Origin of the sequence: Noviherbaspirillum sedimenti, from assembly GCF_003590835.1 — a bacterium.
GTDB lineage: Bacteria > Pseudomonadota > Gammaproteobacteria > Burkholderiales > Burkholderiaceae_D > Paucimonas > Paucimonas sedimenti.
In genome coordinates, this window is the sequence record NZ_QYUQ01000002.1 from 2776668 (window position 1) to 2796244 (window position 19577).

The 19577-nt window shown below is 57.4% G+C and carries 17 protein-coding genes; all 17 read right to left on the reverse strand.

Going from position 1 to position 19577, the window contains the following annotated elements; translation table 11 throughout:
• The 17 genes from rplP to rplJ all read right to left on the reverse strand — a co-directional run bounded on the left by rplP (position 1) and on the right by rplJ (position 19537).
• On the reverse strand, positions 1-420 hold the full coding sequence (gene rplP, locus D3878_RS13005) for a 50S ribosomal protein L16 (RefSeq protein ID WP_119785886.1): 420 nt from the start codon (positions 418-420) through the stop codon (positions 1-3).
• 2 nt (positions 421-422) lie between these two features.
• Positions 423-1265, reverse strand: coding sequence for a 30S ribosomal protein S3 (gene rpsC / locus D3878_RS13010; protein ID WP_119785887.1), 843 nt, complete (start codon positions 1263-1265; stop codon positions 423-425).
• 9 nt (positions 1266-1274) lie between these two features.
• The gene (gene rplV / locus D3878_RS13015; protein ID WP_199688159.1) at positions 1275-1607 is read right to left on the reverse strand and encodes a 50S ribosomal protein L22; all 333 of its coding nucleotides are present in this window, start codon (positions 1605-1607) and stop codon (positions 1275-1277) included.
• Positions 1608-1613: 6 nt separating this feature from the next.
• Complete coding sequence (gene rpsS / locus D3878_RS13020; RefSeq protein ID WP_008113170.1) at positions 1614-1889, reverse strand: 30S ribosomal protein S19; 276 nt, start codon at positions 1887-1889, stop codon at positions 1614-1616.
• Between the two features lie 10 nt (positions 1890-1899).
• Entirely contained in the window at positions 1900-2727 is an 828-nt protein-coding gene (gene rplB, locus D3878_RS13025) for a 50S ribosomal protein L2 (protein WP_119785888.1), read from the reverse strand.
• Positions 2727-3044 carry a 50S ribosomal protein L23 gene (gene rplW, locus D3878_RS13030; protein ID WP_119785889.1) on the reverse strand — a complete coding sequence of 106 codons (318 nt, stop codon included), beginning with the start codon at positions 3042-3044 and terminating at the stop codon, positions 2727-2729. The genes rplB and rplW overlap by 1 nt, the downstream gene beginning before the upstream one ends.
• Entirely contained in the window at positions 3041-3661 is a 621-nt protein-coding gene (gene rplD / locus D3878_RS13035) for a 50S ribosomal protein L4 (RefSeq protein ID WP_119785890.1), read from the reverse strand. The genes rplW and rplD overlap by 4 nt, the downstream gene beginning before the upstream one ends.
• Positions 3662-3664: 3 nt before the next feature.
• Positions 3665-4333 (reverse strand): 50S ribosomal protein L3, encoded by a 669-nt coding sequence (gene rplC, locus D3878_RS13040; RefSeq protein WP_199688160.1) that lies wholly within the window; start codon positions 4331-4333, stop codon positions 3665-3667.
• 150 nt (positions 4334-4483) lie between these two features.
• Positions 4484-4801 (reverse strand): 30S ribosomal protein S10, encoded by a 318-nt coding sequence (gene rpsJ, locus D3878_RS13045; RefSeq protein WP_119785892.1) that lies wholly within the window; start codon positions 4799-4801, stop codon positions 4484-4486.
• Between the two features lie 129 nt (positions 4802-4930).
• Complete coding sequence (gene tuf, locus D3878_RS13050) at positions 4931-6121, reverse strand: elongation factor Tu (protein WP_119785893.1); 1191 nt, start codon at positions 6119-6121, stop codon at positions 4931-4933.
• A 106-nt stretch (positions 6122-6227) separates the two neighbouring features.
• Entirely contained in the window at positions 6228-8333 is a 2106-nt protein-coding gene (fusA, locus tag D3878_RS13055; protein ID WP_119785894.1) for an elongation factor G, read from the reverse strand.
• Between the two features lie 117 nt (positions 8334-8450).
• The gene (gene rpsG / locus D3878_RS13060) at positions 8451-8921 is read right to left on the reverse strand and encodes a 30S ribosomal protein S7 (protein WP_119785895.1); all 471 of its coding nucleotides are present in this window, start codon (positions 8919-8921) and stop codon (positions 8451-8453) included.
• A 135-nt stretch (positions 8922-9056) separates the two neighbouring features.
• Positions 9057-9440: a 30S ribosomal protein S12 gene (gene rpsL, locus D3878_RS13065; RefSeq protein WP_057293079.1), complete on the reverse strand. Its 384-nt coding sequence runs from the start codon at positions 9438-9440 to the stop codon at positions 9057-9059.
• 330 nt (positions 9441-9770) lie between these two features.
• On the reverse strand, positions 9771-14009 hold the full coding sequence (rpoC, locus tag D3878_RS13070) for a DNA-directed RNA polymerase subunit beta' (RefSeq protein WP_119785896.1): 4239 nt from the start codon (positions 14007-14009) through the stop codon (positions 9771-9773).
• A gap of 211 nt (positions 14010-14220) precedes the next feature.
• Complete coding sequence (rpoB, locus tag D3878_RS13075) at positions 14221-18327, reverse strand: DNA-directed RNA polymerase subunit beta (RefSeq protein ID WP_119785897.1); 4107 nt, start codon at positions 18325-18327, stop codon at positions 14221-14223.
• A 263-nt stretch (positions 18328-18590) separates the two neighbouring features.
• Positions 18591-18965, reverse strand: a complete 375-nt coding sequence (gene rplL, locus D3878_RS13080) for a 50S ribosomal protein L7/L12 (RefSeq protein ID WP_119785898.1) — start codon at positions 18963-18965, stop codon at positions 18591-18593.
• A gap of 74 nt (positions 18966-19039) precedes the next feature.
• Positions 19040-19537, reverse strand: coding sequence for a 50S ribosomal protein L10 (gene rplJ / locus D3878_RS13085; RefSeq protein ID WP_119785899.1), 498 nt, complete (start codon positions 19535-19537; stop codon positions 19040-19042).
• Positions 19538-19577 lie beyond the last annotated feature (40 nt).

Sequence of the window (19577 nt, forward strand, 5' to 3'; positions counted from 1 at the left end):
TTATTGGCCGACTTGACGAACAACAAAAGTCGTCAACAACGGCAGTTTAGCAGCGGCCAAGCGGAACGCTTCGCGCGCCAGCGTCTCATCGACGCCATCCATCTCGTACAGTACCTTGCCAGGCTGAATCTCAGCGACGTAGTACTCGGGATTACCCTTACCGTTACCCATACGGACTTCAGCCGGCTTGTTCGAAATCGGCTTGTCCGGGAAGATACGGATCCAGATACGGCCGCCACGTTTGATGTGACGAGTCATTGCGCGACGCGCCGCTTCGATCTGACGGGCCGTGATACGGCCGCGACCGATCGCCTTCAGGCCGAACTCGCCGAACGAAACGGCAGTGCCGCGCTCGTGCGAGATGCCTTTGTTGCGGCCCTTTTGCTCTTTGCGATATTTTCTGCGTGCTGGTTGCAGCATGTTTATTCTCCTGCTTTCTCAGCCGGGGCAGCGCCTTCCGGCTTCTTGGCACGAACCCGCTTGGCGCCTGGCGCAGCAGCGCCTGGCACACCTGCAGGAGCCTGAGCTTCCGGACGAGCAGTGCGCGGACGGCTGCCCGGCTTGCCATCGTCACGGCGCGGGCCGCGACGCTTCTTGTCATCTTCGATCGGCGATTCAATGGTCGGAGCTTCGCCGCTGGCGAGACGATCGCCGCGATAAACCCAAACCTTGATACCGATGATGCCGTAGGTCGTTTCCGCTTCGCCAAAGCCGTAGTCGATGTCGGCGCGCAGGGTGTGCAGAGGCACACGACCTTCGCGATACCATTCGGTACGGGCGATCTCGATGCCGTTCAAACGACCGGACGACATGATCTTGATGCCCTGAGCACCCAGACGCATGGCGTTTTGCATCGCACGCTTCATCGCACGGCGGAACATGATGCGCTTTTCCAGCTGCTGCGCGATCGAATCGGCAATCAGCTGTGCGTCAATTTCCGGCTTGCGGATTTCTTCGATGTTGACGTGCACCGGCACGCCCATCATCTTGGCAAGCGCCGACTTCAGCACTTCGATGTCTTCGCCCTTCTTGCCGATCACAACGCCCGGACGGGAGCTGAAAATCGTGATGCGGGCGTTCTTTGCAGGACGCTCGATAACGACACGGCCGACCGAGGCGTTCTTCAGTTTCTTCTTCAGGTACTCACGCACCTTCAGATCTTCGTTCAGCATGCTGGCAAAGTTGCTGTTGCCAGCATACCAGCGCGAACCCCAGTTACGCGTCACTGCAAGACGGAAACCGGTTGGATGAATCTTCTGTCCCATCGTGACTCCTTAGTTACCGACAGTCACGTAAATGTGACAGGATTGCTTGGAAATACGATTACCTTGGCCTTTGGCACGGGCGGTGAAACGCTTCAACACCGTACCTTGTTCAACGTAAATCGTCTTGACCTTCAGCTCGTCGATATCGGCGCCATCATTGTGCTCAGCATTCGCAATTGCGGACTCCAGCACTTTCTTGATGATCGCTGCGCCTTTTTTCGGGCTAAAAGCCAGAATGTTCAAGGCTTGATCGACTTTTTTGCCGCGAATCTGATCAGCAACCAAGCGGCCCTTTTGTTCCGACAGGCGTACGCCCCGGAGAATAGCTTTAGTTTCCATCATCGCACCTTATTTCTTGGCTTTCTTGTCGGCAGCGTGACCCTTGAACGTCCGGGTCAGCGCAAATTCGCCGAGCTTGTGACCAACCATGTTTTCCGATACATACACCGGCACGTGTTGCTTGCCGTTGTGTACCGCGATGGTCAGACCAATGAAGTCCGGCATGATCGTCGAACGGCGCGACCAGGTCTTGATGGGCTTCTTGTCTTTGATCGCTTGCGCGGTTTCGACTTTTTTCACCAGGTGGGCGTCACAAAACGGCCCTTTTTTCAATGAACGTGTCATGTGTTACCCCTTATTTCTTGCCACGGCGCGAGACGATCATGGAAGTCGTGCGCTTGTTGCGACGCGTCTTCTTGCCCTTGGTCTGCTGGCCCCACGGCGAAACCGGATGACGACCTGCCGACGTACGACCTTCACCACCACCATGCGGGTGATCGATCGGGTTCATGACCACACCACGCACTGTCGGGCGGATACCGCGCCAACGCGTAGCACCGGCCTTGCCGATCTTGCGCAGGTTGTGTTCGCCATTGCCAACTTCACCAATGGTTGCGCGGCATTCGATATGCACGCGACGCACTTCGCCCGAACGCAGACGCACCTGAGCGTAGGTACCTTCGCGTGCCATCAGCACAACGCCGGCACCAGCGGTACGCGCCATTTGCGCGCCCTTGCCAGGCAACATTTCGACGCAGTGCATCGTGGTGCCAACCGGAATATTGCGAATCGGCAGGCAGTTACCGGCCTTGATTGGCGCTTCCGAGCCGCTGACCAACTGGTCGCCCACCGCCACGCCCTTCGGCGCAATGATGTATGCGCGCTCGCCATCGGCGTAGCACAGCAAAGCGATATGCGCAGTACGGTTCGGATCGTATTCGATACGCTCGACCTTCGCTGCAATACCATCCTTGTTGCGACGGAAATCGATCACACGATAGTGCTGCTTGTGGCCACCACCGATATGACGGGTGGTGATACGACCATCGTTGTTACGACCGGCAGATTTCGACTTCTTCTCAATCAGGCTGGCGAGCGGACGGCCCTTGTACAGGTCGGGATTGACGACCTTGACCATGCCACGACGACCTGGCGAGGTCGGTTTCATTTTCACGAGTGCCATTATTTAGCCTCCTCGTTGAAGTTGATTTCCTGACCGGGCTTCAGGCACACAAACGCACGCTTGGTGTGATTGCGACGACCCATGAAGCGACCGGAACGCTTTTCCTTGCCCAGGCGATTGGCGGTTTGCACCGATTCCACTTCGACCTTGAACATCATTTCAACGGCAGCCTTGATTTCCGGCTTGGTGGCATCACGCGCCACCAGGAACACAACTTGCTCACTCTTTTCAGCGATAAAAGTTGCCTTCTCAGAAATGACCGGCGCCAGCAAGACTTTCAACAGGCGCTCTTCGCTATGTTTGACGACAGCATTCATGCCAGCATCTCCTCAATCTTTGCCAACGCCGGCTTGGTGATCAGCACTTTCTTGAAGAACACCAGCGATACGGGATCGGCATGACGCGGCTCGACCACCAGCACGTTCGGCAAATTGCGCGAAGCGAGCAACAGGTTTTCATCGAGACTGTCGGTAATAACCAGCACGGATTCCAGACCCATGCCTTTCAGTTTCTGCGCCAGCAGCTTGGTCTTCGGCGCATCGACCGACAGACCTTCCACGACGGACAGACGGCCTTCGCGCGCCAACTGCGAGAGGATCGAGCAGATACCTGCGCGATACATCTTCTTGTTGACCTTGTGCGAGAAGTTTTCGTCAGGCGAATTCGGGAAGATACGACCGCCGCCACGCCACAGAGGCGAAGACGACATACCGGCACGAGCGCGGCCCGTACCTTTTTGACGCCATGGCTTTTTAGTCGTGTGACTGACTTCTTCACGGTCTTTTTGCTTACGGTTACCGCTACGCGCGTTAGCCTGATAAGCAACGACCACCTGGTGAATCAGCGCTTCGTTATAGTCACGGCCGAAAATAGTATCCGGCGCAGCAACGTTCGATGCAGCTTGACCCTGTTCATTCAAGAGCTTGAGTTCCATCGATTAAGCTCCCTTCTTTGCTTTGACTTTGACAGCAGGCAGAACGACGACCTGACCGTTTTTCGCACCAGGCACGGCACCCTTGACCAGCAACAGCTGGCGCTCTGCGTCAACGCGAGCGATTTCCAGGTTTTGCACGGTAACAGTATCGTCACCCATGTGACCGGTCATGCGCTTGCCCGGGAACACGCGACCCGGATCCTGCGCCATACCAATCGAGCCCGGCACATTGTGCGAACGCGAGTTACCGTGGGATGCACGACCGGAAGCGAAGTTGTAGCGCTTGATGGTACCGGCATAACCTTTACCAATAGAGACGCCCTGCACATCCACTTTCTGACCAGCCTCGAACAGACTGACAGCGACGACGTCGCCCGCCTTGAGTTCGGCAGCTTTGGCAGCGTCGATACGGAATTCTTTGAGGACAGTGCCAGCTTCCACACCAGCCTTGGCATGATGCCCGGCTGCTGCTTTGTTGACACGGGAGGCGCGGCGAGCGCCGAATGCGACCTGAACAGCGGAATAACCATCTGTTTCAGGCGTTTTGATTTGCGTCACGCGATTGTTCGACACGTCCAGAACGGTAACAGGAATCGAATCCCCATCTTCCGTAAAGATGCGCATCATACCAACCTTGCGACCAACAAGGCCTAGGGTCATTGTTTTCTCCATTCCCACCTGCGATTGGGCGGGGCTGATGTTTGTACTACCAAATAATATGCGGGCCCGCAAATTGCGAACCCGCACCAAAGCCGATGATCATAACCCGAAATTCCGCCCTTTACAATACCCGGAAAGGAAATTTCGGATCAGGATCAGGTATTACTGCAACTTGATTTCAACATCGACGCCAGCCGGCAAATCCAGCTTCATCAAGGCATCGACAGTCTTGTCGGTCGGATCCACGATATCCATCAGGCGCTGATGCGTACGAATTTCAAACTGATCGCGCGAAGTCTTGTTGACGTGCGGGGAACGCAGCACGTCAAAACGCTGGATGCGAGTCGGCAGCGGAACCGGGCCCTTGACCACAGCGCCGGTGCGCTTGGCAGTTTCCACGATTTCCTGGGCGGACTGGTCGATCAGACGATAATCGAATGCTTTCAAACGGATGCGGATTTTTTGATTCGGAGTCGACATTGTTTTTCCTTTAAAGAGCGAGCCGTAGAGGTTTTACCAACTACGGCAAATTAAAATCTTTTTATTTAGTCAGTTGGGGACAGAGTAATTCGGCGCACGGCGGCACCTCATAAACTCTTTCCCCAATGATTATTCAATGATTTTTGCAACCACGCCGGCGCCGACGGTACGACCACCTTCACGAATCGCGAAACGCAGACCTTCTTCCATGGCGATCGGATTGATCAGCATGACTGTGATCGAAACGTTGTCACCAGGCATAACCATCTCTTTATCCTTCGGCAACTCGATCGAACCGGTCACGTCCGTGGTACGGAAGTAGAACTGTGGACGATAGTTGTTGAAGAACGGAGTGTGGCGGCCGCCTTCGTCTTTCGACAGCACATAGATCTCGCCGGTGAAATGCTTGTGCGGCTTGATCGAACCCGGCTTGGCCAGCACCTGGCCACGCTCGACGTCTTCACGCTTGGTGCCGCGCAGCAGCACGCCAACGTTGTCGCCAGCCTGACCCTGGTCCAGCAGCTTGCGGAACATTTCCACGCCGGTGCAAGTCGTCGTCTGGGTATCGCGGATACCAACGATTTCAATCGATTCGCCCACCTTGACAATACCGCGCTCAACACGACCGGTCACCACGGTGCCGCGACCCGAGATCGAGAACACATCTTCCACTGGCAGCAGGAACGCACCATCCACGGCACGCTCAGGCGTCGGGATGTAGGTGTCCAGCGCTTCGGCCAGCTTCAGAATGGCTTGCTCGCCCAGCGGGCCGGTGTCGCCTTCCAGCGCCAGCTTGGCCGAACCCTGGATGATCGGCAGATCGTCGCCCGGGAATTCGTACTTGGACAACAGCTCGCGCACTTCCATTTCGACCAGTTCCAGCAACTCGGCGTCATCCACCATGTCGCACTTGTTCAGGAACACGATGATGTACGGCACGCCAACCTGGCGCGCCAGCAGGATGTGCTCACGGGTTTGCGGCATCGGGCCGTCGGCAGCCGAGCACACCAGGATCGCACCGTCCATCTGGGCAGCGCCGGTGATCATGTTCTTCACATAGTCGGCGTGGCCTGGGCAGTCAACGTGCGCGTAGTGGCGGTTGGCGGTTTCGTATTCAACGTGGGCGGTATTGATGGTAATGCCGCGCGCTTTTTCTTCCGGCGCTGCATCGATCTGGTCGTAGGCCTTGGCTTCGCCGCCAAACTTCTTCGACAATACCGTCGCAATTGCTGCGGTCAGCGTGGTCTTGCCATGGTCAACGTGACCAATCGTGCCCACATTCACGTGCGGTTTCGTCCGCTCAAACTTGCCTTTTGCCATTTTCCTATTCCTTCAAAAAGAACGATTTACTTGCTTGATATGTTGGGGACAGAGCAATTCGTCGCGCCACGGCGCCTTATAAACTCTGTCCCGCAATAATGCTTTGTTATTTAGCCTTGGTGCTGACGATTGCGTCAATCACATTCTTCGGCGCTTCGCTGTAGTGCTTGAATTCCATCGTGTAGGTTGCACGACCTTGAGTTGACGAGCGCAACGAGGTCGCATAACCAAACATTTCGGACAAAGGCACTTCGGCTTTGATGATTTTGCCGCCGCCGCCAGCGATTTCATCCATACCCTGGACCATGCCGCGACGCGAGGACAAATCGCCCATGACGTTACCGGCGTAGTCTTCCGGTGTTTCGACTTCGACTGCCATCATCGGCTCCAGAATCACTGGGCTAGCTTTACGGCAACCGTCCTTGAACGCCATCGATGCTGCCATACGGAACGCGTTTTCGTTCGAATCGACATCATGGTAGGAACCGAAGAACAGCGTGACCTTCACGTCAACCACCGGATAGCCGGCGAGGACCCCCGAGGTCAAAGTTTCACGCACACCCTTTTCAACTGCAGGGATGTATTCGCGCGGCACCGTACCGCCCTTGATGGCATCGACAAATTCAAAACCCTTACCTGGTTCTTGCGGTTCGATCTTCAGAACCACGTGACCGTATTGACCACGACCGCCGGATTGCTTGACGAACTTGCCTTCGATTTCTTCGCAGGTTTTGCGAATGGTTTCACGGTACGCAACCTGTGGCTTACCAACGGTCGCTTCAACGTTAAATTCACGCTTCATGCGATCAACGATAATGTCCAGATGCAGCTCACCCATACCGGCGATGATGGTTTGGCCGGACTCTTCATCGGTACGCACACGGAACGACGGATCTTCTGCCGCCAGGCGATTCAACGCCAGGCCCATTTTTTCCTGGTCAGCCTTGGTCTTTGGCTCAACTGCCTGGGAAATCACTGGCTCAGGGAAGACCATGCGCTCGAGAACAACAACCGCTTTATCGTCACACAAGGTATCGCCGGTCGTCGTATCTTTCAAACCAACGACAGCGGCGATATCGCCTGCGCGCATTTCCTTGATTTCTTCACGTTCATTTGCCTGCATCTGAACGATACGGCCAATACGCTCTTTTTTGTCTTTCACGGAATTCAAGACAGTATCGCCTGAATTCAACGTGCCGGAGTAGCAGCGAATAAAGCACAACTGACCAACGAACGGATCGGTTGCGATCTTGAACGCCAATGCCGAGAATTTTTCAGTATCTTCTGCCTTGCGCACGGTTGGCTCGTCATCGTCATTCATGCCCGGCACCGGTGGAATATCCACTGGCGATGGCAAGTAATCGATCACGGCATCCAGCATCGCCTGTACACCCTTGTTTTTAAAGGCAGTGCCGCACAACATCGGCACGATTTCGCTGGCAATAGTACGCTGACGGATCGCTGCCTTGATTTCTTCTTCGGACAAGTCACCTTCTTCCAGGTACTTGTTCATCAGCTCTTCCGATGCTTCAGCGGCGGCTTCGACCATGTTTTCGCGCCATTTTTTCGCGTCAGCCAACAGATTGTCCGGAATATCGCCGTATTCGAACTTCATGCCCTGCGAAGCGTCATCCCAGATGATGGCTTTCATCTTGACCAGATCAATCACGCCGGCGAATGTATCTTCAGCACCGACAGGCACTTGAATAGGAATAGGATTCGCTTTCAAACGCGCGCGCATTTGATCGTAAACCTTGAAGAAATTTGCGCCGGTACGATCCATCTTGTTGACGAATGCCAAACGCGGGACCTTGTACTTGTTAGCTTGACGCCATACGGTTTCAGACTGTGGCTGCACGCCACCCACCGCACAGTAAACCATGCAGGCGCCATCCAGCACACGCATCGAACGCTCGACTTCAATCGTGAAGTCAACGTGGCCCGGGGTATCAATAATGTTGATGTGATGCGCCGGGTAATTGTTCGCCATGCCCTTCCAGAAGCAAGTGACAGCAGCAGACGTAATCGTGATGCCGCGCTCTTGCTCCTGCACCATCCAGTCAGTGGTGGCAGCGCCATCATGCACTTCACCCAGTTTGTGATTTACACCGGTGTAGAACAAAACGCGCTCGGTGGTGGTGGTCTTGCCGGCATCGATGTGAGCGGAGATACCGATATTACGATAGCGCTCAATGGGGGTCTTGCGAGCCATAATTAATCCTAAGTCGTTTAACGCACAAAACCGAGCACCACTTTTCGGGTGCCCGGCTTCGAACAAATTAGATACATGAAAAGCCTGGCTCCATTTTCGAACCAGGCTTTCATCTCATTAGAAGCGGAAGTGCGAGAACGCCTTGTTCGCCTCTGCCATGCGATGCACTTCATCGCGCTTCTTCATGGCGCCGCCACGGCCTTCAGCCGCTTCCATCAACTCACCACCCAGACGTTGCGGCATCGATTTTTCGCTGCGCTTGTTGGCAGCTTCGCGCAACCAGCGCATCGACAGCGCCATGCGGCGCACCGGACGCACTTCGACTGGCACCTGGTAGTTGGCGCCACCGACGCGGCGGGACTTGACTTCCACCATCGGCTTGCAGTTGCTGATCGCAGCGGAAAAAACTTCCAGCGGATCCTTGCCCGACTTGGCCTGGATGTGTTCGAACGCACCATAGATGATGTTCTCGGCGACCGATTTTTTACCGGACAGCATCAGAACGTTCACGAACTTCGCAACATCAACATTGCCAAATTTCGGATCCGGCAGAATTTCCCGTTTGGGGACTTCACGACGACGTGGCATTTATCTTCCTTTCAATTCTCTTCAGTTGAACGCCAGGCTTTTTATTCCTGCGCGCTCGCGGGGACCATCATAGCCACCCACTTACTCGACCCCTCCGGGCCGATTTCAATCCGCCGGCAACGACGGAAACCTTGTTTACTTCTTCGCAGCCTTGGCGCGCTTGGCACCGTACTTCGAGCGGGCTTGCTTACGGTCCTTGACGCCTTGGGTATCCAGGGCACCGCGCACCATGTGGTAACGCACACCCGGCAAGTCTTTCACACGACCGCCGCGCAGCAACACGACACTGTGTTCCTGCAGGTTGTGGCCTTCACCGCCGATGTACGAGATAACCTCGAAACCATTGGTCAGACGCACCTTGGCCACCTTACGCAGCGCCGAGTTCGGCTTCTTCGGAGTGGTGGTGTAAACACGGGTGCAAACGCCGCGTTTTTGCGGGCTGTTTTCCAGCGCCGGCGATTTGCTCTTGACGCGCGCAGATACGCGCGGCTGGCGAATCAATTGATTGATGGTTGGCATCGGTCTAAATCCAACAAAATGTTATTGATACTACAAACCCGAAAACGATTGTCCGGGGACTTAAGGGAATACGTGCGTGAAAACCCACGCCTTCGATTCGGCCATATACAGGGGAAAAGCGTCGCGGAAGGCGAAGTGCAGACCAAAGAACGCTTAAGCCCTGGCGAGCTTAAATTCGAGAACTCGCGAGTATAGCCCTGATTTTTGTCGCCGTCAAACTACTTGTCAAGCCAGCGTCATTGCGGCTTGTAATGAAGCTTGGCGGTAGTTGCCGCATAATAAAAAAACGGCACCGGAACACCGGCGCCGTTTTGCTGATACGCAATACGCTTACGCTTCGCCTTCCGACGTACCGATGTTTTCGGTCGGGAAGACGTCGGCTTCGGTGATCCGGGCGGATTGCTCAGCCTGCAACATCGCCGTACGCTCTTCGGCTTCCCAGGTTTCCTTTTCCTTGCGGGCACGGTGGAACGCCAGACCGGTACCGGCAGGAATCAGACGACCGACAATGACGTTTTCCTTCAGGCCACGCAAGCCATCGCGCTTGCCCATGATGGCAGCCTCGGTCAGCACGCGGGTGGTTTCCTGGAAGGAAGCCGCCGAGATGAAGGAATCGGTCGACAGCGAGGCCTTGGTGATACCGAGCAACACGTTTTCATAGGTTGCCGGACGACCACCTCTGGCGATGACACGGTCGTTTTCATCCAACAGCTCGGAACGCTCGACCTGCTCGCCCGGGATGTAGTTGGCATCGGCGGCGTCGACGATCTGTACGCGACGCAACATCTGACGCACGATCACTTCGATGTGCTTGTCGTTGATCTTCACGCCCTGCAAGCGGTACACGTCCTGCACTTCATCGACGATGTAACGGGCCAACTCTTCGATTCCCAACAGGCGCAGAATGTCCTGCGGATCACGCGGTCCATCGACAATGATTTCACCCTTGTTGACCACCTGGCCGTCATGCACCAGCACTTGCTTGTCCTTGGTGATCAGGAACTCGTGCTTGTTGCCTTCCATGTCGGTGATTTCCAGGCGCTGCTTGCCCTTGGTTTCCTTGCCGAAAGCAACGGTACCAGTGACTTCCGCCAGCATGCCGGCGTCCTTCGGCGAACGCGCCTCGAACAGTTCGGCAACACGCGGCAGACCGCCGGTAATGTCGCGGGTCTTTTGCGATTCGGTCGGGATACGCGCCAGCACTTCACCGACGCTGACTTGCTGGCCGTCTTTCACGGTGATCAGCGCGCCAACCGGGAAGCCGATGGTCACCGGATGCTCGGTGCCGGCGATCTTGACTTCCTCGCCCTTCTCGTTGAGCAGTTTGACCTGCGGGCGGGCGACCTTGGCAGCAGTGGTGCCACGGCGCTTGGCATCGATCGCCACCAGGGTCGACAGGCCGGTGACCTCGTCGATCTGCTTGGCGACGGTGACGCCTTCCTCGACATTCTCGAATTTCACCGTGCCGGCGTATTCGGTAATGATCGGGCGGGTCAGCGGATCCCAGGTCGCCAGCGCGGTGCCAGCCTTGATGGCCAGGCCATCCTTGACGATCAGGGTGGCGCCGTACGGCACCTTGTGGCGCTCGCGCTCGCGGCCATGGTCGTCGGTGATCAGCACTTCGCCGGAACGGGAAATGACAATCTGGTCGCCCTTGCCATTGGTAACGTAGCGCATCGTCACGGTAAAGCGTACCGTGCCGTTGGACTTGGCTTCCACCGAAGAGGCAACCGCGGCACGCGAAGCCGCACCACCGATGTGGAAGGTACGCATGGTCAGCTGGGTGCCCGGTTCGCCGATCGACTGCGCAGCGACAACACCGACGGCTTCGCCGGCGGCAACCAGCGAGCCACGACCGAGGTCACGGCCATAGCACTTGCCGCACAGTCCATAGCGGGTGTCGCAGGTCAGCGGCGTGCGGACCTTGACTTCGTCAATGCCCCGGCGTTCGATATCCTCAACCGCGTCTTCATCCAGCAGGGTGCCGGCTTCGTAGACGGTTTCTTGAGTTTCCTGGTCGACGATGTCGGTTGCGGCAACGCGGCCGAGGATACGGTCGCGCAGGGCTTCGATGACCTCACCGCCTTCGACCAGCGCCTTCATTGCGGCGCCATTGGCGGTGCCGCAATCGTCCTCGATCACCACCAGATCCTGGGTGACGTCGACCAGACGACGGGTCAGGTAACCCGAGTTTGCAGTCTTCAGCGCGGTATCGGCCAAGCCCTTACGGGCGCCGTGGGTCGAGATGAAGTACTGCAGAACGTTCAGGCCTTCACGGAAGTTCGCGGTAATCGGCGTCTCGATAATCGAGCCGTCCGGCTTGGCCATCAGGCCGCGCATACCGGCCAGCTGGCGGATCTGGGCGGCGGAACCGCGCGCACCGGAGTCGGCCATCATGTAAATCGCGTTGAACGATTCCTGGGTGCCCTTGGTGCCATCACGCTTGATGACGTCTTCGACCTTCAGCTGGTCCATCATGGCCTTGCCGACTTCGTCGCCGGCCTTGCCCCAGATATCGACCACCTTGTTGTAGCGCTCACCCGCGGTCACCAGACCGGAAGCATATTGCTGCTCGATCTGTTTGACCTCGTGTTCGGCTTGCGAAATGATGGTGTGCTTTTGTGGCGGCACCAGCATGTCGTCGACGCAAATCGAGATGCCGGCGCGCGTCGCCAGGCGGAAGCCCGATTGCAGCAACTGGTCGGCGAACACGACGGTTGCGCGCAGACCGCACTTGCGGAACGAGGTGTTGATCAGCTTGGAGATTTCCTTCTTCTTCAGGGCCTTGTTCAATACGGTGAACGGCAGGCCCTTCGGCAGGATTTCCGACAGGAAGGCGCGGCCGACCGTGGTTTCATAACGCTTGACGGTCTTGACGAATTCGCCGCTGACCGCATCCTTCGGGTACTCGGTGATACGGATGGTGACACGGGTGGTCAGCTCGACTTCCTTGTTCTCGTAGGCGCGGATCGCCTCGGAGACGTCCGGGAACATCATGCCCTCGCCCTTGCCGTTGATCTTCTCACGGGTGGCGTAGTACAGACCCAGCACGATATCCTGCGACGGCACGATCGACGGCTCGCCATTGGACGGGAACAGGATGTTGTTCGAGGCCAGCATCAGGGTGCGGGCTTCCATCTGCGCTTCGATCGACAGCGGCACGTGGACCGCCATCTGGTCGCCGTCGAAGTCGGCATTGAAGGCGGCGCAGACCAGCGGATGCAGCTGGATGGCCTTGCCTTCGATCAGGACCGGCTCGAACGCCTGGATGCCCAGACGGTGCAGGGTCGGCGCGCGGTTCAGCATGACTGGATGTTCGCGGATGACATCTTCGAGGATGTCCCACACCACCGGTTCCTGCACTTCGACCAGCTTCTTGGCGGCCTTGATGGTGGTCGCCAGGCCCATGAGTTCGAGCTTGTTGAAAATGAAGGGCTTGAACAGTTCCAGCGCCATCAGTTTCGGCAAGCCGCACTGATGGAGTTTGAGCTGCGGACCCACCACGATGACCGAACGGCCGGAGTAGTCGACGCGCTTGCCCAGCAAGTTTTGACGGAAACGGCCGCCCTTGCCCTTGATCATTTCGGCCAACGACTTCAGCGGACGCTTGTTGGCGCCTGTCATGGCCTTGCCGCGACGGCCATTGTCCAGCAGCGAGTCGACCGCTTCCTGCAGCATGCGCTTCTCGTTGCGGGTAATGATTTCCGGCGCGCGCAATTCCATCAGGCGCTTCAGACGGTTGTTGCGGTTGATGACGCGGCGATACAGGTCATTCAGGTCGGAGGTCGCGAAGCGGCCGCCGTCCAGCGGCACCAGCGGACGCAGTTCCGGCGGCAGCACTGGCAGCACTTCCATGATCATCCAGTCCGGCTTGATGCCGGAACGCTGGAACGCTTCCAGCACTTTCAGGCGCTTGGCGTATTTCTTGATCTTGGCTTCCGACTTGGAATCCTTCAATTCCTGGCGCAGGGTTTCCGCATCGCGATCGATGTCGATCGAACGCAGCAACTCACGGATGCCTTCGGCGCCCATGAATGCGGTGAAGTCGTCGCCGTATTCTTCATACTTGGCGGCGTAGTCGTCTTCCGACATGATCTGGCACTTCTTCAGCGGGGTCATGCCGGGATCGGTCACGACATAGGCTTCGAAGTACAGCACGCGTTCGATGTCGCGCAGGGTCATGTCGAGGACCATGCCCAGACGCGACGGCAGCGACTTCAGGAACCAGATGTGAGCGGTCGGCGAGGCCAGCTCGATGTGACCCATGCGCTCGCGGCGAACCTTCGCCAGCGTGACTTCGACGCCGCACTTTTCGCAGATGACACCGCGGTGCTTGAGGCGCTTGTACTTGCCGCACAGGCATTCGTAATCCTTGATCGGGCCAAAGATCTTGGCGCAGAACAGGCCGTCACGCTCCGGCTTGAAAGTACGGTAGTTGATGGTTTCCGGCTTCTTGACTTCGCCGTAGGACCAGGAACGGATTTTCTCGGGCGACGCCAGGCCAATCTTGATGGCGTCGAATTGTTCATTTTGCTGAACTTGCTTGAATAGATCGAGCAGTGCTTTCATCTGTATCACTCCAGTAAGGCGTGAAAAACGCTTGGCGGTATGTGCGGAAGCATGCATTCGCTTCTACCCTGTTCGCATCGGCGGGAGAGCCCCGCCCTCGCCAGGACAGAGTTCCACCGATACCGGGAACGATTGCCGCTTCCCCTACCTGCCAACAACTGCGGGCTGCCGACACATGCCGGCAGCCCGTTTTACTACATTTCGGCCGAAATCAGTCGCGTTCGAGATCGATATCGATACCCAGCGAACGGATTTCCTTGACCAGCACGTTAAACGATTCCGGCATGCCGGCATCGATCACGTGATCGCCCTTGACCAGGTTTTCGTAAACCTTGGTACGACCGTTGACGTCATCCGACTTGACAGTCAGCATTTCCTGCAGAACGTAAGAGGCGCCGTAGGCTTCCAGCGCCCACACTTCCATCTCACCGAAACGCTGGCCGCCGAACTGTGCCTTGCCGCCCAGCGGCTGCTGGGTCACCAGCGAGTACGGGCCAGTCGAGCGGGCATGCATCTTGTCGTCCACCAGATGGTGCAGCTTCAACATGTGCATGTAGCCCACCGTGACGTTACGCTCGAAGGCTTCGCCGGTGCGACCGTCGTACATGGTGACCTGGTTCTTCGACGGCGTCATGCCGAGGTGCTTGGCGACGTCGTCCGGATAGGCCAGGTCGAGCATGCGGCGGATTTCCTCTTCATGCGCGCCGTCGAACACCGGGGTGGCGAACGGCACGCCGTTCTTGAGGTTGTCGGCCAGATGCAGCACTTCCTCGTCGCTGAACTGGTCGAAATCCTCTTGCTTGCCGGACTCGTTATAGATCGTCGTCAGGAAAGTGCGCATTTCCGCAGCCTTGGTGTGCTGCTTGAGCATCCGTTCGATCTGGCGGCCCAGGCCTTTTGCGGCCCAGCCCAGATGGACTTCCAGCACCTGGCCAACGTTCATCCGCGACGGCACGCCGAGCGGGTTCAGCACGACATCGGCGGTGGTGCCATCCGCCATGTAAGGCATGTCTTCCACCGGCACGATACGCGAAACCACACCCTTGTTACCGTGACGGCCGGCCATCTTGTCACCTGGCTGCAGGCGGCGTTTGACGGCGAGATACACCTTGACCATCTTTTGCACGCCCGGCGGCAGTTCGTCGCCTTGCGTCAGCTTCTTGCGCTTCTCTTCGAAAGCCAGGTCGAACTGGTGGCGCTTCTCGGCGATCGATTCCTTGATCGCTTCCAGTGCCGCTGCCATGTCGTCGTCGGCCGGACGGATGTCGAACCACTGGTACTTGTCGAGGTCAGCCAGGTATTCCCGGGTGATTGCAGTACCCTTGGCCAGCTTTTTCGGGCCGCCATTGACAAGTTTGTCAATCAGCATGCGCTCCAGACGCTGGAAGGCATCGCCTTCAACAATGCGCAACTGATCGTTCAGGTCGAGGCGATAGCGCTTGAGTTCATCGTCGATGATCTGCTGGGCGCGCTTGTCGCGCTGGATGCCTTCGCGGGTGAACACCTGCACGTCGATGACGGTGCCGACCATGCCGGAAGGCACGCGCAGCGAGGTGTCTTTCACGTCGGACGCCTTTTCACCGAAGATCGCACGCAGCAGCTTTTCTTCCGGGGTCAGCTGGGTTTCGCCCTTCGGGGTCACCTTACCGACCAGCACGTCGCCGGCTTCGACTTCGGCGCCGATGTAGACGATGCCCGATTCATCCAGGCGTGCCAACTGGTTTTCCGCCAGGTTGGAGATATCGCGGGTGATTTCTTCGGCGCCCAGCTTGGTGTCGCGCGCCACCACCGACAATTCCTCGATGTGAATCGAGGTGTAGCGGTCGTCGGCCACTACACGCTCCGAGATCATGATCGAATCTTCGAAGTTGTAGCCGTTCCACGGCATGAAGGCCACCAGCATGTTCTGGCCCAGCGCCAGTTCGCCCAGGTCGGTCGAGGCGCCGTCGGCGATGACATCGCCACGGGCCACGCGGTCGCCAACTTGCACGATCGGACGCTGGTTGATGTTGGTGTTCTGGTTGGAACGGGTGTACTTGATCAGGTTGTAGATATCGACGCCAACTTCACCGGCAGTGGCTTCGTCGTCATTGACGCGAATCACCACACGGCCGGCATCGATGTAATCCACCACGCCGCCACGCAGGGCTTGCACGGTCGTGCCCGAGTCGACTGCAACAGTACGCTCGATACCGGTGCCGACGAAAGCTTTTTCCGGACGCAGGCAAGGCACGGCCTGACGTTGCATGTTGGCGCCCATCAGCGCGCGGTTCGCATCGTCGTGCTCAAGGAATGGAATCAGCGAAGCTGCCACCGACACCACCTGGCCCGGCGCCACGTCCATGTACTGCACGCGCTCCGGCGACACCAGGATGGATTCACCGGCTTCACGCGAGGACACCAGCTCGTCGGACAGCATGCCGTTACCGTCGATGGTCGCATTCGCCTGGGCGATGATGAAACGCCCCTCTTCGATTGCCGACAGGTAGTCGATATGGTCGGTCACCTTGCTGTTTTCCACCTTGCGATACGGGGTTTCCAGGAAACCGTATTCGTTCAGGCGGGCATACAGCGCCAGCGAGTTGATCAGGCCGATGTTCGGACCTTCCGGGGTTTCGATCGGGCACACGCGGCCGTAGTGGGTCGGGTGCACGTCGCGCACCTCGAAGCCGGCACGTTCGCGGGTCAGACCGCCCGGGCCCAGGGCCGAGACGCGGCGCTTGTGGGTGATTTCCGACAGCGGGTTGGTCTGGTCCATGAACTGCGACAGTTGCGAAGAACCGAAGAATTCGCGGATCGCCGCCGAGATCGGCTTGGAATTGATCAGGTCATGCGGCATCAGGTTGTCCGCTTCGGCCTGGCCGAGGCGTTCCTTGACGGCGCGCTCAACGCGCACCAGGCCGGCACGGAACTGGTTTTCCGCCAGTTCGCCGACACAACGCACACGGCGATTGCCCAGGTGATCGATATCGTCGACTTCGCCACGGCCATTGCGCAATTCGACCAGGATCTTGATGACAGCCAGCACATCCTCGTTGGAGAGGGTCATGGTACCGGTGAGTTCGTCGCGGCCGATGCGGCGGTTGAACTTCATGCGGCCCACAGCCGACAGGTCGTAGCGATCTTCGCTGTAGAACAGGCCGTTGAACAGTGCCTCGACCGAGTCTTCGGTAGGCGGCTCGCCAGGACGCATCATGCGGTAGATCGCCACGCGTGCGGCGGTCTGGTCGGCGGTGTCGTCGGTGCGCAGGGTCTGGGAAATGTAACCGCCCTGGTCCAGGTCGTTGATATACAGGGTCTGGATATCGGTGACATGGGCATCGCGCAGGCGACCGAGCAGCTCATCGGTGAGTTCGTCATTGGCATTGGCAATGACTTCGCCGGTGTCGGCGTCGACGATGTTTTTCGCCAGCACGCGGCCAAGCAGATAGTCTTCCGGCACCGAGATGTACTTGACGCCAGCGGCTTCGATTTCACGCACATGCTTGGCGTTGATGCGCTTGTCCTTGGCAACGATCACCTTGCCGGACTTGTCGGCGATGTCGAAACGCGCCACTTCGCCACGCAGGCGTTCGGCGACGAATTCCATCTCCGCGCCTTCCGAGCGCAGGGTGAAATTGTCGAACACGAAGAAATTCGCCAGGATCTGCTCCGGCGTCATGCCGATCGCCTTCAGCAGGATCGTCACCGGCATCTTGCGGCGGCGGTCGACGCGGAAGAACAGGATGTCCTTCGGATCGAATTCGAAGTCCAGCCAGGAACCGCGGTAAGGAATGATGCGCGCGGAAAACAGCAACTTGCCGGAGGAATGGGTCTTGCCGCGGTCATGTTCGAAGAACACGCCGGGGGAGCGGTGCAGCTGCGAGACGATGACGCGCTCGGTGCCATTGATCACAAACGAGCCGTTGACGGTCATCAGGGGCAGTTCGCCCATGTAGACTTCCTGCTCCTTCATTTCCTTGACGACCGGCTTGGTCGGCGATTCCTTGTCCAGGATCACCAGGCGCACCTTGGCGCGCAGCGGCGAGGCGAAGGTCAGCCCGCGCTGTTGGCATTCCTTCACATCGAACGGAGGATCGCCCAGCACATACGACAGGAATTCGAGACGCGCAAAACCATTGTGCGACACGATCGGGAAAATGGACGTGAAGGCGGACTGCAAGCCCTCATTTTTTCGCAACGCTGGGCCCTTGTCCGCTTGCAGGAATCCCGTGTAGGATTCAAGCTGAGTCGCGAGCAGGTACGGAACGTTGTGGACGTTAGCGCGTTTCGCGAATGATTTGCGAATGCGCTTTTTCTCAGTAAATGAGTAGTGCATGGACACTCCGTGAGTGACAGGTAGGATGAAGAATTCAGGTTTCGCCACGAGAAAGGGGTGCCTTTCCCATCATCTGCGAAAGCTCAAGTCTCGGCTCCCGGTACTTTCATAAACTTGCTACGGCTGGCTATCCGCTGCAGGCAAGTCGCATTTTCCGCAAAAAACAAAAACGACAAAGGAGCCAAAGCCGAAGCCCTCCTGGGAAGGTCTCGCACTTTGACTCCGGCGTTACTTGAAACAACCAACGCCCTGGCAAACTGAAATTACTTGATTTCAGCTTTCGCGCCAGCTTCTTCCAGCTTCTTCTTGGCGGCTTCCGCGTCAGCCTTGGAAACGCCTTCCTTGACTGGCTTCGGTGCACCGTCAACCAGATCCTTGGCTTCTTTCAAGCCCAGGCCGGTGATTTCGCGCACTGCCTTAATCACGCCAACCTTGTTTGCGCCGAATTCGGCCAGAACAACGGTGAACTCGGTCTGCTCTTCAGCGGCAGCAGCTGCACCGCCGCCTGCAGGACCGGCAACAGCCATGGCTGCTGCGGACACGCCAAATTTCTCTTCGAATGCCTTGACCAGGTCATTCAATTCCATCACGGACAGCGCACCTACGGCTTCCAGAATGTCTTCTTTGCTAATTGCCATTTAAAACTCCTAAATTATTTTGGGTAATACATCCAATCGGTACCAACGCATGAAGCGAAAACGACATCCGCGAATTACGCAGCTTCGCTTTCCTTCTTGGCTGACAAAGCAGCCAGACCGCGCACAAATCCCGATACCGGCGCCTGCATCACGCCCAGCAACTGGGCAAGCAGAACTTCACGGCTAGGAATACTGGCCAACGCAGTCACACCGGCTTTATCCAGTGATTTACCTGCGTAATTACCTGCCTTGACGACCAGTTTGTCGTTGGTTTTAGCAAAGTCACTGATGACTTTCGCTGCTGCAACGGCGTCCTCGGAGATCGAATAGATCAACGGACCGGTCATTTCGGAGGCAAGGCCAGAAAACGCGGTTCCCTCGACAGCGCGACGAGCCAGCGTATTTTTCAATACGCGCAAGTACACACCCTGGGAACGCGCATTGGCGCGCAGTTGCGTCAAGTGACCAACCTGGATGCCACGATATTCGGCGACGACGACGGTCTGCGCTTTTGCTACCTGGGCGGAGACTTCGGCGACGACAGCCTTTTTGTCATTCAGATTGAGACTCAAGATCAACCTCCAAAAATAATGCTCGGTTACTACATAGCCA

Coding starts and splice junctions, on each gene's coding strand:
- rplP (WP_119785886.1), bottom strand. CDS start 420: ATGCTGCAACCAGCACGCAGAAAATATCGCAAAGAGCAAAAGGGCCGC.
- rpsC (WP_119785887.1), bottom strand. CDS start 1,265: ATGGGACAGAAGATTCATCCAACCGGTTTCCGTCTTGCAGTGACGCGT.
- rplV (WP_199688159.1), bottom strand. CDS start 1,607: ATGATGGAAACTAAAGCTATTCTCCGGGGCGTACGCCTGTCGGAACAA.
- rpsS (WP_008113170.1), bottom strand. CDS start 1,889: ATGACACGTTCATTGAAAAAAGGGCCGTTTTGTGACGCCCACCTGGTG.
- rplB (WP_119785888.1), bottom strand. CDS start 2,727: ATGGCACTCGTGAAAATGAAACCGACCTCGCCAGGTCGTCGTGGCATG.
- rplW (WP_119785889.1), bottom strand. CDS start 3,044: ATGAATGCTGTCGTCAAACATAGCGAAGAGCGCCTGTTGAAAGTCTTG.
- rplD (WP_119785890.1), bottom strand. CDS start 3,661: ATGGAACTCAAGCTCTTGAATGAACAGGGTCAAGCTGCATCGAACGTT.
- rplC (WP_199688160.1), bottom strand. CDS start 4,333: ATGGAGAAAACAATGACCCTAGGCCTTGTTGGTCGCAAGGTTGGTATG.
- rpsJ (WP_119785892.1), bottom strand. CDS start 4,801: ATGTCGACTCCGAATCAAAAAATCCGCATCCGTTTGAAAGCATTCGAT.
- tuf (WP_119785893.1), bottom strand. CDS start 6,121: ATGGCAAAAGGCAAGTTTGAGCGGACGAAACCGCACGTGAATGTGGGC.
- fusA (WP_119785894.1), bottom strand. CDS start 8,333: ATGGCTCGCAAGACCCCCATTGAGCGCTATCGTAATATCGGTATCTCC.
- rpsG (WP_119785895.1), bottom strand. CDS start 8,921: ATGCCACGTCGTCGTGAAGTCCCCAAACGGGAAATTCTGCCGGATCCG.
- rpsL (WP_057293079.1), bottom strand. CDS start 9,440: ATGCCAACCATCAATCAATTGATTCGCCAGCCGCGCGTATCTGCGCGC.
- rpoC (WP_119785896.1), bottom strand. CDS start 14,009: ATGAAAGCACTGCTCGATCTATTCAAGCAAGTTCAGCAAAATGAACAA.
- rpoB (WP_119785897.1), bottom strand. CDS start 18,327: ATGCACTACTCATTTACTGAGAAAAAGCGCATTCGCAAATCATTCGCG.
- rplL (WP_119785898.1), bottom strand. CDS start 18,965: ATGGCAATTAGCAAAGAAGACATTCTGGAAGCCGTAGGTGCGCTGTCC.